The organism is Vibrio sp. L85 (genome assembly GCF_963871815.1).
Lineage (GTDB): Bacteria > Pseudomonadota > Gammaproteobacteria > Enterobacterales > Vibrionaceae > Vibrio > Vibrio harveyi.
On record NZ_CAWMYL010000246.1, the window covers coordinates 234,652 to 250,501 of the forward strand.

Annotated in this window: 15 protein-coding genes; 7 read left to right on the forward strand and 8 right to left on the reverse strand. The window is 43.8% G+C overall.

Translation table 11 applies throughout. From position 1 onward, the window contains the following. Positions 1-140 precede the first annotated feature (140 nt). Positions 141-1,535, forward strand: coding sequence for a sensor histidine kinase (locus tag AACR11_RS27925; protein ID WP_009697017.1), 1,395 nt, complete (start codon positions 141-143; stop codon positions 1,533-1,535). Continuing rightward, positions 1,532-2,161 (forward strand): response regulator, encoded by a 630-nt coding sequence (locus AACR11_RS27930; RefSeq protein WP_005452815.1) that lies wholly within the window; start codon positions 1,532-1,534, stop codon positions 2,159-2,161. The genes AACR11_RS27925 and AACR11_RS27930 overlap by 4 nt, the downstream gene beginning before the upstream one ends. A 118-nt stretch (positions 2,162-2,279) precedes the next feature. On the opposite strand, the gene AACR11_RS27935 is transcribed toward AACR11_RS27930, so the two are convergent. The 8 genes from AACR11_RS27935 to AACR11_RS27970 form a co-directional block, all read right to left on the reverse strand. Continuing rightward, the gene (locus AACR11_RS27935; protein WP_005452817.1) at positions 2,280-2,837 is read right to left on the reverse strand and encodes a sugar O-acetyltransferase; all 558 of its coding nucleotides are present in this window, start codon (positions 2,835-2,837) and stop codon (positions 2,280-2,282) included. 121 nt (positions 2,838-2,958) lie between these two features. Beyond that, positions 2,959-4,299: an HlyD family type I secretion periplasmic adaptor subunit gene (locus AACR11_RS27940; protein ID WP_017189575.1), complete on the reverse strand. Its 1,341-nt coding sequence runs from the start codon at positions 4,297-4,299 to the stop codon at positions 2,959-2,961. Then, entirely contained in the window at positions 4,274-5,992 is a 1,719-nt protein-coding gene (locus AACR11_RS27945) for a type I secretion system permease/ATPase (RefSeq protein ID WP_079325322.1), read from the reverse strand. The genes AACR11_RS27940 and AACR11_RS27945 overlap by 26 nt, the downstream gene beginning before the upstream one ends. A 59-nt stretch (positions 5,993-6,051) precedes the next feature. Beyond that, positions 6,052-6,633, reverse strand: coding sequence for a calcium-binding protein (locus AACR11_RS27950; protein WP_005452823.1), 582 nt, complete (start codon positions 6,631-6,633; stop codon positions 6,052-6,054). 206 nt (positions 6,634-6,839) lie between these two features. Then, positions 6,840-7,496, reverse strand: coding sequence for a LuxR C-terminal-related transcriptional regulator (locus AACR11_RS27955; protein WP_017189577.1), 657 nt, complete (start codon positions 7,494-7,496; stop codon positions 6,840-6,842). A gap of 230 nt (positions 7,497-7,726) precedes the next feature. Then, a complete protein-coding gene (locus AACR11_RS27960) occupies positions 7,727-8,395 on the reverse strand; it encodes a LuxR C-terminal-related transcriptional regulator (RefSeq protein WP_005452827.1) in 669 nt (222 codons plus the stop codon). A 177-nt stretch (positions 8,396-8,572) separates the two neighbouring features. Further along, the gene (locus AACR11_RS27965; RefSeq protein WP_005452830.1) at positions 8,573-8,773 is read right to left on the reverse strand and encodes a hypothetical protein; all 201 of its coding nucleotides are present in this window, start codon (positions 8,771-8,773) and stop codon (positions 8,573-8,575) included. Between the two features lie 58 nt (positions 8,774-8,831). Next, a complete protein-coding gene (locus tag AACR11_RS27970; RefSeq protein WP_005452832.1) occupies positions 8,832-10,748 on the reverse strand; it encodes a methyl-accepting chemotaxis protein in 1,917 nt (638 codons plus the stop codon). Positions 10,749-11,065: 317 nt separating this feature from the next. Here AACR11_RS27970 and AACR11_RS27975 point away from each other — a divergent pair, with 317 nt between their 5' ends. The 5 genes from AACR11_RS27975 to AACR11_RS27995 all read left to right on the forward strand — a co-directional run. Beyond that, a complete protein-coding gene (locus tag AACR11_RS27975) occupies positions 11,066-12,022 on the forward strand; it encodes an AAA family ATPase (protein WP_005452840.1) in 957 nt (318 codons plus the stop codon). Positions 12,023-12,036: 14 nt separating this feature from the next. Beyond that, positions 12,037-12,963 (forward strand): DUF58 domain-containing protein, encoded by a 927-nt coding sequence (locus AACR11_RS27980; protein ID WP_029788217.1) that lies wholly within the window; start codon positions 12,037-12,039, stop codon positions 12,961-12,963. Positions 12,964-13,003: 40 nt separating this feature from the next. Then, positions 13,004-13,480 carry a DUF4381 domain-containing protein gene (locus AACR11_RS27985; RefSeq protein ID WP_005452844.1) on the forward strand — a complete coding sequence of 159 codons (477 nt, stop codon included), beginning with the start codon at positions 13,004-13,006 and terminating at the stop codon, positions 13,478-13,480. Next, positions 13,473-14,477, forward strand: a complete 1,005-nt coding sequence (locus tag AACR11_RS27990; RefSeq protein ID WP_029788218.1) for a vWA domain-containing protein — start codon at positions 13,473-13,475, stop codon at positions 14,475-14,477. Before AACR11_RS27985 ends, AACR11_RS27990 begins: the two co-directional genes overlap by 8 nt. Beyond that, positions 14,470-15,850, forward strand: a 1,381-nt coding sequence (locus tag AACR11_RS27995; protein WP_079325324.1) for a vWA domain-containing protein, incomplete at its 3' end; no start/stop codon positions are given. The genes AACR11_RS27990 and AACR11_RS27995, both read left to right, overlap by 8 nt.

Genomic DNA, 15,850 nt, shown 5'->3' on the forward strand with positions numbered 1-15,850 from the left:
ATGATAAGAAAAATTCACAAACATCATATGAAATCTATATAGATAGGGACGTTTCTAAGGAAATATGTATGCAATGCAAAATAATAAGATTGCAAATTTTAAATATTGATGAAGGGTAAGGAGTCCTTTAGACTCAAATGATGGATATGTTACTCATCTTCAAAATTTACCTCTTCTATGGCTTAGCTTTCTTCGCCATCTTTTTTGCGATTCTGTTTCGAGATCTACGCAAAAGTCGCATTGCTATTGCTTCTGCTCTGCCCATTCTGGCTTTATTTGGTTTCATCCACGGCTTCCATGAATGGTCCGAACTTTACTTGGTGATGTATGAACACGAATTTACCCTGACTAAAGGCATAGAGACTTTCAAAGTATTTAAGCTCTTGTTCTCATTCATTGCTCTTGGGGCTTTCGCTTGGAAGATGCTAGATCTGACCAGTTGGAAGAAGGTCAAGTACATCAAATACGCCGCGATTGCGGTTCTGACTCTATTTATCGTTAGCTTGGTTTACCGCTTCGGCAACAAAGAATACGCCATTTATGTCCATAACACCGCTAACCAAGTACGCTGGATTTTTGGTTTAGGCTCTGGAGTCATCTCTGGCCTAGCCATGATGAGCTACGCCAATATTCTTGAAAAAGAAGGTCATGGCGCTTCACTGCCTTTTAAGCTGACGGGGCTTTCTCTCGTTGCTTATGGCATTGCCGCAGGCGCGCTGACGGTCGATTTAGGACTTTGGGTGCTGATCGTTAGAATGGTGTGTGCGCTCTCTATCTTGTGCACTCTTTGGATTGCCCTCAGAGTATTTGACGATGAAAAGAACAAGCAGCTTGAAAGTCATATCCAACTCTCTCAACAAGACGCTAAATTAAAAGAACTTGGTGAACTGACCTCAGCGGTTGCACATGAGATTAAAACACCACTCTCCAGCGCAACCATGAGCTGCGATTTATTGGAAAAGCAGCTGCCGGATAACGAAGCAACTCATCGACAACTGGCTCGAATTCGGCAGGGTCTTGAGCGCGCAGCAGAGATCAGCCACGAAGTACTTAACTACGCTCACCATAAGCCAATACGACGTGAGGTGGTTTCGCTCAAAGAGGTTGTGGAACATGCTTTGTCTCTCAATCAATACCGCCTAGAAGGCTTTATTGTCAGTACATCACTAGACGATAAATTGAGTGTGCGAGGCGATGCGGGCCAGTTAGAAGAAGTGGTAACAAACCTCATCGGCAACGCTATCGATGCAAGCCAAGAACATAAACAGATTTATATCGAAACTTATCAAGACAAACTCGTAGCAACACTCTCAATTTCGGATTGGGGAACAGGGATGCCACAAGACAAAATCGCCAAAGCAAAGACGCCGTTCTACACCACAAAACCTCGGGGAGAAGGTACGGGAATGGGACTGGCTATCAGTAATCAAATTATCTTACAACACGGTGGCGAGCTAAACTTGAGGAACTCGAAGAAGAGTGATCAGGTAACAGGCTTAACAGTTGAAATCCGCTTACCAAGGAACATTGAATGACATTAAAACTCTTACTTGCAGAAGACGATGTAGAATTGAGAGAGGTCCTCGTTGAGGCATTAACCTTGGAATCGTTTGAAGTCATCGCATGTGATAATGCAGAGGATGCGTTAGATATTGCTAGCGAGCAACATTTTGACTTAGCGCTATTCGACGTGGTGATGACTGGGATGACAGGTATTGAAGCTCTCTCCACTTTAAGACGTCAACATCCCAACATTGGTATTATCATCACAACGGCATTTGCTACTGTTGACGTTGCTGTCGACGCTATGAAAAAAGGGGCAGATGAGTTTCTCACTAAGCCTTTTAACCTCGCTGCACTATCGGTCACCTTAAAGCGCGTCCATGCTGAACGCTCACCAAAATCCCCTCTTGATGAAAGAAAGCATGACCAAATCTTTAGTGCGTTATCCAATCCAATTCGCCGCTCGGTAATCAAGCAACTTAAAATCCATCGTAAAATGAAGTTTATGGATCTATGTCGAGTGGTGGGTATTGAGGATCACACCAAGTTTAATTTCCACTTAAAACAGTTGGTCAATAGTGGTTTGGTGATCAAGGAAGACGGTCGTATTTATTCACTGACCGAACAAGGTCAACAAGTACATTCCAGTATGCTTTAGACCTCGAGTGTCTATTTGAACTCAGAATGAGAACCCCAAAAAAGCCGACTCAGAGTCGGCTTTTTGTTTATTTGTACTTTTTGTCTATTTGCGCTTTTTAGTTTATTTACCTCGCCTTTTACTGCTCAATAGAACGAATTACTTTGCATGGGTTACCAGCGGCTACAACATTCGCTGGGACATCCTTTGTCACGACACTACCCGCCCCAATAACAGAATTCTCACCGATAGTGACACCAGGGCAAACAATCACACCGCCCCCCAGCCATACATTGTCACCAATCGTAATTGGCGTGCCAAATTCAACGCCTTCTTCCACGCGTCCTCTGACATCGAGAGGGTGACCCGCAGTGTAAATTTGCACATTAGGAGCAAACAAAACATTGTCCCCAATGTGGACTTCCGCGACATCTAACACCACGCAATTGAAGTTGGCATAGAAGTTTTTACCCACTTTAATGTTTGAGCCGTAGTCGCACCGAAATGGCGGTTCAAGGTACGCCCCTTCAGAATCAGGGATCAATTCATCAATCGCATTTCGCCATTCATCCGTATCAGGAATGCTGTTGTTAATCTTTTGCAGAACCTTTCGGCATTCAATTCGCGCTTGGTAGAGCTCTTGGTCCCAAGCATCGTATGGCTCGCCTGCCAGCATTTTTTCTTTTTCTGTTCTCATCGTTCATCTCACCAAAATAAAAGCGCATCAAAGCACATCACAACGTCGCAAAATGTGACTGGCGTAGTGGATTATTTATTTGTGTAAACACTGTGATGAGATTTCAAACAGAAGCTATCCATCAATCTTCTCGGAATGCGCGATTCATACTCTCCGTTAATGGTTTAACCAAATAACTTAGGGGTGTTCTCGGTTCAGACAGAATCAACACTTCTGCATTCATACCAGATGTCAGCCTATGCTTCGCAACATCGTCTTGAGACAGCGCAATACGAGCGAGATAAAAGTCATCTTGATTCTGCTCAGATAATTTATCAGCAGAGACGGTTAATACTGTGCCATCTAGCGGTGCAAGTGTTCTTGCATTTAAAGCCGTTAAACGCACTTGAGCATGTTGCCCTGGACTGATCAAATCAATATCTTGAGGGCTTACTCGAGCTTCCACCAACAACTTATCGTCTTGAGGAACCAATTCCAATAAGGTTTCACCAGAGCCGATAACACCTTGCTCGGTAAATACTTGCATATTGACCACTCTGCCAGAGATTGGTGCAACAATGGCAGTACGCGCAACGACGTCTTTCGCCGAACGGTACTCCTCACGAATTGAAACGATCTCTTTCTTAGTGTTACGCAACTCTTCTACGATTTCATTGAGCCGTTCAAGTTTTAGCTCTTCAACTTTAGCTTGGTTCTCATCCAAACGCTTGCTGACGGTGAGAGACTGGCGATCAAGCTGACTTAAGGTGCTTCGTACTTCTGCAGCAAGGCGCTTTAGCTGTAATAAAGCTGACTTACCTGAAAACCCTTTCTGTACCAAAGCTTGATTGCTCGCAATTTCCTCTTCGATAAATTTGAGGCGCTCCCTCTCAATTACTTTGGTTTCCTTAAGGTTATCCAATTCCAAACTCGCGCCGGAAACACTCTGCGCAATGATGTTTAACTTACTGTTAAAAAAGCGTTTTCTTGCCTCAAAAATCTTGTTTTGAACAGACTTTGCTTCGGCAACAATCTCACTGTTCACGAACATTGTTAGATCTTGCGACCAAACAATCTCTGGAAGCTCATCCAACTCTGCATTGAGACGATTTTCTTTTGCGATAGTGTGGATGTACTGACCGCCAACAGAGTCCAGCTTAGCGTTAGCTTGACGCTGCGAGAGCTGAATAAGTAATTGCCCTTTTTCAACCAAGTCGCCTTCTTGAACGTAGAGCTTATCAATAATGCCCCCCTCTAGATGTTGGATCTCTTGTCGTTTGCTCAATACAGAAAGATCACCATAAGCAATAGCTGCACTCTCAAGCTTAGACGTCGCCGCCCAATAACCAAGCCCACCTAAAAATAGCGATAGTGTAAGTACGCCAAGCAAAATGGGACCTTTTAAACGAAGCTCCGAAGATGGCATAAAGCGCACCACCTTTTCAGCAGCTAATTCGTTAACGGTTGGCAGTTGATTGCTCATTTCGCACCCTCGGTATATCTGTTCTCTCTTCACCCATTAAACGCTTAAGAACTTCATCTCTCGCTCCATACAGCTTCACGCGCCCCTCAGCCAAGTAGAGCAATCGGTCCATTTGCCTTAACGTGCTTGGGTTATGGGCAATCACAATCACGGTAGAACCTTGGGATTTAAGGTGAGCAATCAAGCGTTGGTACGCCGCTTCCCCCTCTCCGTCTAAGTTTGCGTTTGCTTCATCAAATACAACGACCGAAGGGTCACCATAAACGGCTCTGGCTAAAGCAATTCGTTGGCGTTCTCCACCCGATAAACCTCGTCCGTTTTCACCGACCATGAAATCATAGCCTTTGTTTTTCTTTAGTATGAGCTCATGACAACCAGCTAGCTGAGCGGCTTGAATCACTTTAGCGGGGTCTTCGTCTTTGAAACGCGCAATATTTTCCCGAATAGTCCCAGGAAACAATTCCACTTCTTGTGCTAAGTAACCGAAATGTGCTCCCCGATCTTCAGAAGCCCATGTAGAGACTTCCATGCCATCTAACGTCACTTTGCCCGCAAGAGGCTTGATATTACCAAGGAGCAATCTAGCAAAGGTCGATTTACCAGTGCCTGAAGGACCAATTACGCCAACAGACACACCGGGAGGGATAGACAGCGTAATGGCAGACAAAACTGGCTCCGTTGCACCAGGGTGGCGGTAGGCTAAACCTGTCAATTCGAAGTGCCCCTTAGGTCGAGGCAAAGGCATATCAGACTCATCGTGTTTGACAATCTTGTCTATTTCAAACAGACGGCTGTAAGCGTTTTTTGCCGACATTGCACTGCGCCAAGTGCCGATCGCTTGCTCCATCGGTGATAGTGCTCGACTCATTAAAATTGAGCTCGCAATCATCGCGCCTGCAGTGATCTCATGCTGGATTACCAACCATGCGCCGCCACCTAACAAACAAATTTGTAATGAGCCTCGAACAAACTTGGAGAAATTAGCAAGGTAGATCGATTTACCCACCACACGCTGCTCCAACTGGTTGGATTCATTCACTCTAGAATACCAACGCTCTAAAAAGGCGTTCATCATGCCCATCGCAATGATTGAGTTTGAGTTTTGAGTCACGACTTCTGCTTGATTGATATGGGAAATCGAACGAACTTCACTCTCTTGTAAGGTTTTGCGTGTCACAAGCTCATTAATTAACCCCAAACTAAACAGCACAATAGAGCCACCTAGGGCTATGTGACCCAACATAGGGTGCAGCAGATAAACGAATAAAATGAAAACGGGGGTCCAAGGAGCATCAAGTAAAGGGTATGGCGCTTGGCTACTTAAAAAGCTTTTGATGTTTTGAATGTCTCTCAGCACTTGAGAGGTGTAGCTTTTACCCGTGTGGGCTTGGTATTGAATACTGCGTTTAAGCATAAATACCGACAGTTTTGAATCTATCCAATAACCGAAGGATTTACTCATTTGAGCGCGAGCAATATCGATAAACGACATGGTTAGTAGCGCTGCAAGTACGATAACCGTTAATAAGAAAAGCGTATCAATGGAATAGGAAGAGATTACACGATTGTACACCTGCAACATGTACAAAGGGATTGAAAGTACTAATAAATTTATAAATAAACTAAAGCCAATCAGCAAACCTGTGAGCGTGCACAGTTTCTGTTTAACTTCTTTGAAAACCGTATTTTGCACGATTACATCCACATATGTTGATACGTGGGCGCTAGTAATCTAGCGCCCAATAGAATGACTTAGATAATGAATAAGTCGCTTCCGTATGACTCGATATCTTCTTGCGTGACGCCAATTAGTTTCACAGTTAAGTCTGCACCGTCCGTGAACACTGCGCTGCCGTTCGCATCGTAAGTAAACGTCAGATCTTCATATGATGTTACTGAATCACTGACGATATGAAGTGAATCTTCACCAATAGTGAAATCAACGACCTTCGCCTCACCATGACCACCAAACTTATCTGTGAAGATAAACTTATCTGCGCCAGTACCACCGATCAGCACATTGTCACCTGAACCAGATAGAAGCGTATCGTCACCGACACCACCGTTAAGCTTGTTGTCACCTAATAGCCCTAGCAATTTGTCATTACCTGTACCTCCGCCCAAGTAATCATTGCCTTCACCAGCCTTCAAAATATCATCTCCGGCACCGCCAATAAGACGATCGTCTCCCGCGCCACCTACGACGTAGTCATTGCCGCCGCCCGCAACAAAGGAGTCATTGCCACCAAATCCAACAAAGATGTCGTTGCCGCCATCAAAGTCAGTTTTATGGTTGTCACCTGAATCACCGTTGTGCGTATGATTTATACTCATTATTGTTCCCTCTTGGCTTTATTTTTGAATAGACCTTTTCACGTCTGGACTACGACTCAATTTCAGACATAAAAAGTCTAATAAATAACCTCAAAGGAGCGAGTTTGAATATGGGATGAGATTTAAAGCTGACTCAATTATCAAAAAAATATTAACTCATACTTTCTTCAATATTCTTTATCCAATACAAAGAGTTACTAGTAGTACTAAAGATTTCTTTTTGCCCAACTTGTTGCTTGGGTTCGATTCTTTACTTCAATTTTTCTAAAAATGTTATAAAGATGAGATTTAATTGTATGTTCACTGATAAATAAAGAATCGGCAATTTCCATATTTGAGCCACCTTCTTTCAAAATCTGTAGCACTTGTATTTCTCGTCGGGTTAACTCCACTTCTATAGCTGGCTCAATAATTCGATTCACTTCCTTATCTTTGTAATAAGTAAGTAACTGTTCTAACAGTCGACGTGATAACCAGTTTTCGCCTTTTATAATTGCCTCTAAGCCCTGACATAACTTGTTCATAGAATCATTGGGACCAAAAATCCCTTTCACGAAAGGCCACGCAGCCAACTCTTCTATTTGAAGCTCATGCCCAAGGTTAAGCATTATTGTTCCTAGTACTTTTTCATTATTTTTTAAATAATCTAAAGTTTCAGAAGGAGTATCTATAGAAAAGTCAACAAGTAGAAAATACTTCTCTGGAATAAGTTCGTGGTAACTAGGATTCTTGTTATCAATAATCGTAATCTTGGTTTCGGTATTCTTAGAAAGCATCTCCTTGAAGTTTTCACTCTGTAAACTTTGCTGAGTGATCATTAGGATTTCAGGCTTATCCTTATTGTTTTCCATAATGTTTCTCATACTTTCACTAACGTATCATTCTAAATTTAATAATTATTAATAAGCACTTGGTCTCATATCTAAGTGCTAGTCGCTAGAGTATGTTTATTTCCTACTTTTTTGAATTGCAATTTCGTTAAAATCATAAACAAAAAAAGTGTTTCTCATAAAAGAAACACTTTTTACATATCAAATATCTATATAAGATCTGACTCGCAAACTAAGGCTAGAAAGGGGAATCCCTATAAGTTTTATACGGCAATCGATAAACCTGAAATGTTTTCTTTAGCCCAAATTAATGCTTGCACTCTGTTTTTTACATCAATCTTCTTGAAAATATTGTGGAGGTGAGTCTTAACAGTATTTTCGCTCACAAATAGTTGCTCAGCGATCTGTTGATTCGAAGCCCCCATAGAAAGGAAGGTGATGATTTGTTGCTCTCTTTTGGTCAAAATTGCGGACACGCTCTTATTAACTGGTCTGCTATGTCTGCGCAGATGGGTGATGTATTGCTGAGAAAACTTACGGCTAAACCACATGTCACCCTGTAATACTTTGCCAATTCCAGCCTGTAATGTGCTGATATCGTCCGATGTGTAGAAGATACCCGCGAGTGTCTGCCATACAAATAGCTCTTCCGTTGAAATCGATTTGTCACAATTTAACAGAACTTCAATGGCATCTTTTAGCTCTGCTTTTTTAAACTCCATGTAACGAGAGAAGACTTCATCAGTCATAACACTATAATCGAGTAATATAGCGGAGACTGCTTCCAATGGAATTGTGTGCTTGGTGAGCTTTTCAGGGGCTATCAGAAAGACATTAATACCGAGTTTGGTTTCAAGAACATCTCTCAACAATGAAGACTGCAAGCTATCCTCAGTAATTAAAATTACGTTCCTTATATCTTTGTGCTCCATCTCGTTTGCAGTCCTTAATCATTTTGATTGAAATAAGCAATAGATTTAGGTACAGCGGGAGTATTGTCAAGTATGAAAAAAAGTAGTAACAAGGATTAATCTGTTGATTAATAAATAGATTAATAGGGTGAGTTAAATGGCGGGTATTAAAAAAGGGAGTATAAAACTCCCTCTTTATTAGTGAACTGGCACTGAATTTTTCTGATTGAACTTACCAAAGTATTGCTCAAGAACCTCTGGTGTCAGCTTTCCTTCAGCTTCTAGCTTCTTCAGTTCCGCTACGATTTCTTGTTGTTCTTCAAGAGATGGTAGCTTCACTTCAGGCTCGTCACCGGCTTCTTGTGAGATCAGTTCTAGTTCTTTTTCGAAATCATTCATAGTACTTACCTAAATATCGAGTCGTTAAACTTGTAAACTAGGTCTATTCTATCCAACTCTAGAGCTTGAAGCTACCAACCATCTTATCCAAGCGAGATGACAGTTCTTGTAGATCTCGACTTGCGCCAGCCAACTCTTCTGCCGTCGCAGTGGTCATTTCATTGATAGCGTTAATTTCTTCAATGTTCTGGTTGATGGTATGTACAACGGTTGATTGCTCTTCTGTTGCCGTCGCGACTTGCGTATTTCGATCTGAAATATCGGCGATACGCTCAGAGATATTCATCAGAACATCCACGGCTTCATCTGTTGATGCCACACCTTCAAACGTTACCGCTTTACCCGCTTCCATTGCTGTCACAGCATCTTGAGCATCACTTTGAAGTTGGTTAATCATCTTCTGGATCTCTTCAGTAGAATCAGCAGTACGTGACGCAAGATTACGCACTTCATCCGCTACCACAGCAAAGCCTCGACCTTGCTCACCCGCACGCGCAGCTTCGATTGCAGCGTTAAGTGCAAGTAAGTTGGTTTGCTCAGAGATATCACGAATCACATCCAAAATTGAGCCAATGTCTTTGGTCGTTGTCGCAAGTTGAGTGACCACCATGCTTGTGGTTTCCACATCACCAGCAAGGCGACTGATCACTTCTTTTGCTTGCGTTACGACTTGACGGCCTGTTTGGGTGTTATCAGACGCTTGGTTTGCCGTATCTGCCGCTGTTGCCGCATTAGATGCGATCTCACTGATCGTCGCACCCATTTGGTTGATCGCTGTTACTACCTGAATAGTTTGGTCGCGTTGCTCTTGGCTATTATCGTGCGTAGATGTTGCCTTACTTGAAACACTGTCTGCTGCTTGGCTTAGCGCACCACTAGTTAGTGATACTTCTTTCATGGTAGCGTGGATCTTCTCAATAAAGCCGTTAAAGCCTTTTGATAGCTGAGCGATTTCATCGTTACCTTTGATTTCAATACGCTGAGCAAGATCACCCTCACCTTCACCGAGGTCAGTGAAGCGGTCAGCGATTTGACGAATTGGGTTAGTAATGCTGTTGGCAAGTAGAACACCCATCGCAATGAAGATCAGCGCCACGATTGCTGTTGTGAACAACATTTTCTCTGCGGTTGCATCTAGATCAGCAAACACTTCATTCACAGGAACCACACCAACAACAAACCAGTCCATTGACGGCACGTATAGGCTCGACACAAACATGTCTTGCCCTTCGAACTCAGTCGTAACTAGATTAAAGTGACCTTTATTTAGCAATTGAGATGCTGCGCCGCCGAACAATTGATTAATAGATGTTTTGTTCTTACCTTGTTGGCGATGGATTTGGATGTCACCTTTACTATTTGTTAGGAACACATAACCCGTTTTCTCAATTTTAAATCCATTAAGTAGCGATACCATGTCATCCATCGACTTAGACAGACCAGACATCGAAATACCGTTTACGTCTTGGTAGTTGGCAAACATTTTCACGTCGCCATTCGCTTCTTGAAATACGCTAACTGACGTATCTTGACCAGAAGAAGTAAAACCAAAGAACCATGCGTCTTGTGAGTGGTTAAGTTGACGCAGGAAACCATTTTGGTTCCAGTAGTAAGCCGTTTGTCGGTTCGCAACGGAAGCGTCGTTCAACTGATATTGGGATTTAACATTGTTAAGCTGTTGAACAAGTTGTGCTTCTACTGATGGGTTACGGTCTGTCGTTGATAGGGCTTCAACGACAAATTCATTAGTAGCAAGTTGTTTTGCCGCTTGTTGCATCTGTACAACTTCGCGGTCAATTTCAGTATTAATTTGCTGCAACATAGCAGGCAGCTCAATGTCGATTAAGCGGTGACTTAGCACCTCACGTGCATGGCGCTGAGCCATCACACCGACAATAATTGTAGAAGCAAGAACGGCAAAAGTAATACCGATGACAACCTTCTGTTTGATACTCAGGGAATTAAGTTTCAACATATCTGGACCTTTAAAAGAATCACTTATTATCTGCATTCTGAACAGAGTAAAACTAGGTGCATATAACCTTGGTATGCACGGCATGAAATCTATATCGACCTCCCCCTACAAAACTAGAGAAAATTCTCACAAAATTATGCAAATGTGATGTAACAGACTGTCGAGTAAGGTAATTCACGCTTTTCAATGGCTTGCAATCACTTTACTCGCCCCAATATTGAAAAGATAAATTACGCGGACGTACTGGAACTTTTCCCCTTGAGAAAGTGACCAATACTCAAAACAAGAATCATATGGATACCCAGAGAGTCCAAAAAATGCACAAAACAAACTTCGAAACTCTTCAAAGCTACTTAGAGTCTCAGATCATTGGTCAGCATGATCTCGTTAAACAGCTTCTTATTGCTCTACTTGCCGATGGGCACATCTTGGTTGAAGGTCCTCCAGGATTGGCTAAGACTCGTGCGGTTAAGTCTCTGTCGGATTGTGTAGAAGGTGATTTCCACCGAATTCAGTTCACACCTGACTTACTGCCAGCAGACTTGACGGGCACCGATATCTTCCGTCCAGAAACAGGCGAGTTTACCTTCCAGTCTGGTCCAATTTTCAACTCATTGATCCTTGCCGATGAGATCAACCGTGCGCCGGCTAAAGTGCAAGCTGCGATGCTTGAAGCAATGGCTGAGAAGCAAGTGACAGCGGGAAGAAACACCTATGCCCTACCAGAGCTATTTTTGGTGATGGCGACACAAAACCCGATTGAACAAGAAGGTACTTACCCACTTCCAGAAGCGCAGCTCGACCGCTTCTTGTTGCACCTTGATGTAGATTACCCAGATGCAGAGCATGAACTGGCGATCTTGCGCATCAATCGTGGGGAGGCAAAAGGTGAAGCAACGGTTGAGCGTCCAAGCTTAAGTCAAGAAGACATCTTCACTGCGCGTAAAGAAGTACTCAATATCCATATGGCAGATGCGATTGAGCAATACATCGTTCGTCTTGTTATGGCAACTCGACAGCCAAGTGACTACGACTCAGAATTAGCAAAATGGTTGTCTATGGGGGTGAGCCCACGCGCGACAATCGCCCTTGACCGTTGTGCTCGCGCTCATGCATGGCTAGCAGGTCGTGACTTCGTCTCACCAGAAGATGTTCAAGCCATGGCCTACCCTGTGCTACGCCACCGTCTTCTACTTAGCTACCACGCTCAAGCAGAAGGCATTACAGCGAATCAGGTTATCGACAAACTTCTTAGCCTTGTAGGTAGCGCATAACGTAGGTAGGTGACATGTCTGCATCATATACATTGCCACCTCATGCGAATGGGGTGACATTGACCCTAGAAGAGCTGCTTCAATATCGCACTCAATCGGTTCGTTGGTTGCCACCAGCCCAGAGTATTTGGTCACAAATGAGTGGTAATCATACCAGCCGTCAAAAAGGTCGTGGTATGGACTTTATGGAAGTGCGCCAATACCAAGCGGGTGATGATATCCGCAGCATCGATTGGCGAGTTACTGCTCGAACGGGAAAAGCGCACACCAAGTTGTTTGCTGAAGACAAAGAACAAGCGGTGATTTTGTACATCGACTTGAGTCCTAGTATGCACTTCGGATCGCAATACGTGTTGAAATCGGTTCAACTGGCGCACTTCGCTAGCGTCTTGATTTGGCTAACATTAGCCAAGAAAGACCGCATTGGCGCGGTGATTGATGATGGTTCCCAGTGCATTGAGTTCCGCCCTTCCTCTTTACAAAAGCAAGGGCTGAGAATTCTTGACGCGATAGTGAACACTCACAATCAATTACTTACAAATCAACAAGCTGCCAGCACACGCACGTTGCCATACATGAGTGCAATTGAAACGCTGCACAACCTCACTCCGAAAGGCAGTGAACTGATTCTGCTGAGTGATTTTGCTCAAGTTGAAGAGAAAGAGTTGGTTCAACTACGCCGGTTAAAACAACACAACAGTGTTCGTGTAGTGCAGTTTTATGATCCTCTAGAGCGAGGCGAAACTGACTTTAGAGGACAAGCAAAAGCGTCTGATGGACACCGTAGTCAATGGTTTAACTTCGGCTCAAAGGGACAACGTAAGGAATTAGAGTCTCACTTTGTCAAACATCAGCAAGCAATCAAACAACAATGTCATTCCATGGCAATTCCGTTTAATAGCCTATCGAGCGGGTTACCGCTGGTTCAGCAATTAAGCTAATAACAGCAACAACATACAAATCATTCAAGCAGTAGTAATAATGACAACGAATAACCAAAGCCTAAACCTTGAACCTTTGATCCTACCTAATGCACCTGATTGGTTCCCACTCGCTTGGGGATGGTGGGCTGTTTTGGGCGGTGTAATTCTTTCCATCTTAATTGTCGCATTGTACTTAAGGTGGCGTTCAAAGCGTCTTGTTGCAAAGAAGACCGCATTGAAACTGTTAACCAACCCAATAACACCACATACGCCTTCTTCTGCATTAGAGGTTCTTCGTCAAGCAGCTTTGAGTTACTTCCCTCGTGAAGACATCGCGCCATTAACAGGCTCTGCTTGGTACGAGTTTCTTGATAGTTACACCAAAGAAACTCGATTCGTCGACAAACAACAACAGTGGCAAGCGGCGCTGTATCAAAAATCTGGTCAAGAGCAACATCAGGATTTGATTGATGATTGCACTTTCTGGATTTCGACCGCATTGCCGCCAAAGAAAAAGGCAAAAACTCGTGACTGAGGCAACTCTCGTTTCGAGCCTTTCTCAGTGGATGAACATTGAGTTTGTCTGGTGGTGGGCACTGCTATTACTGCCCCTACCTTGGATAATTTTTAAGTTCTTCCCTGAAGAGACTCAACAAGCTGAAATTAAACTGGCGTATTTGCCAGATAATCAGCACAACAGTAAACCAAAGCAACTGGTACAAAAAGCCCTGTCTGTTGGAGTATGGGCTCTATTGGTCATCGCCTGTGCTCGCCCCGTTTGGTATGGCGATCCGGTCGACTTCCAACCCAAGTACCGCGATATGATGTTAGTGGTCGACTTATCTGGCTCAATGCAGAAAGAAGACATGAACTACAATGGCGAATACATCGACCGCCTAACCGCAGTCAAAAAAGTCTTATCCGACTTCGTAGCAAAGCGCCAAGGTGATCGTTTAGGTGTGGTTTTATTCGGTGACCACGCTTATCTACAAACGCCTTTGACCGCAGATCGCAAAACCGTGATGCAACAAATCAACCAAACCGTAATTGGTTTGGTGGGCAATAGCACCGCGATTGGTGATGGTATCGGTCTAGGAACAAAAACCTTTGTCGATAGTGATGCGCCACAACGTGTCATGATCTTGCTTAGTGACGGGAGCAACACATCGGGAGTTCTCGATCCTATCGAAGCGGCTAAGATTGCCAAAAAATACAATGCCACTATTTACACCGTTGGCGTAGGTGCTGGCGAAATGATGGTGAAAGACTTCTTCATGACGCGCAAAGTAAATACGGCTTCAGATCTTGATGAGCAGACACTTACAAAGATCGCAGAAATGACAGGTGGTCAGTACTTCCGAGCGCGTAATGCTAAAGAACTTGAAAAGATCTACGACACCATTAACCAACTAGAACCAGTCTCTAGTGAAACCCAAACCTGGCGTCCTCAGTCGGAATGGTTCTCTTATCCACTAGGCGCAGCACTTGCACTTTCCGTGTTCTTGTTTGTAGTAAGGAGAAAACATGGCTGAGTTTACTTTCTTACACCCATATTGGTTGCTAGGCTTGCTCGTCGTTCCTGTCGCGCTTGCCCTTAATAGTCAGTACAGAACGAAAAAGTCATCATTAATTGCTCCTCATTTAGCAAAGATGCTTGGTCATTCAGTCAAAACCAAACATTACTTTGCAGTATGGGGAGTGGCTTGGGCAGTAGCATGTATCGCCTTGGCAGGTCCTAGTTGGCAAACCAACACTCGCCCAAGCTTTGAGTTGAGCCAAAATCGAGTGCTAGTTCTGGACATGTCACGCTCTATGTACGCAACGGACGTGAAGCCAAATCGACTGTCACAAACGCGCTATAAGGCACTGGATTTAATGCCGAAATGGAAAGAAGGCTCCACTGGTTTGGTCGCCTACGCTGGTGACGCTTATACACTTAGTCCACTCACGACAGACTCCAGCACACTTGCAGGTATTATCGAAAACTTGTCTCCTGAGTTAATGCCCTACCAAGGCTCTAACTTACCATCAGCAATTGAAACAGCAGTGAACCAGTTCACTCAAGCAGGCGTGAGTCAAGGTGATATCGTTCTATTAGCGGACGACTTAGATGACACTGAGCTTTCTCGCTCATTGGCATTGCTTAACGGCAAAAACATTCGTGTGTCAGTACTCGCTATCGGCACAGCAACAGGTGCGCCTATTGCCTTGCCTGACGGTTCATTAATGAAGAACCGACAAGGTAATACTGTGGTAGCCAAAACAAACCTAAAAAACTTGCAAAAGCTAGCAAAGGAAACCGGCGGACTGTTTGTGCCAATTCAGCACAATAACCGTGATGTTGAGAACATCGCAGCCTTTACCAACAACGCTAGCCACAGTCTAGGTGCAAAACAAAGTGACGATGTCAAAACCGATTCTCGCTTGAATGGTGGTTTCTGGTTGCTACCTTTGTTGCTTTTTCCTGCCGCTCAGCTCTTTCGACGCGGCATGATTTGGGTACTCATCGCAACAGTATTGCCGATGACTTGGACGCCGAAAGCAGAAGCAAATGCCTTCCTAAACCAAAACCAGAAAGGTGAGCAGCTCTACCAGCAAGGTGAGTTTGAGAAAGCGCAAAGTACCTTTACCGATCCAAATTGGAAAGGCGCGGCAAGTTATCAAGCGGGCGACTATGAAAGCGCTATTGAAGCATTCTCAAATAACCCAAGTTTGAATGGGCGTTATAACCTTGCGAACGCACTTGCCCAAAACGGGCAATTGGAAGATGCAGAAAAACTCTACGAACAGTTAATCAAAGAAAAACCTGACTTTGATGCTGCGAAAAAGAACCTGTCGGTTGTAGAGGAGAAACTGAAACAGCAACAGCAACAGCAACAGCAACAGCAACAGCAACAGCAACAGC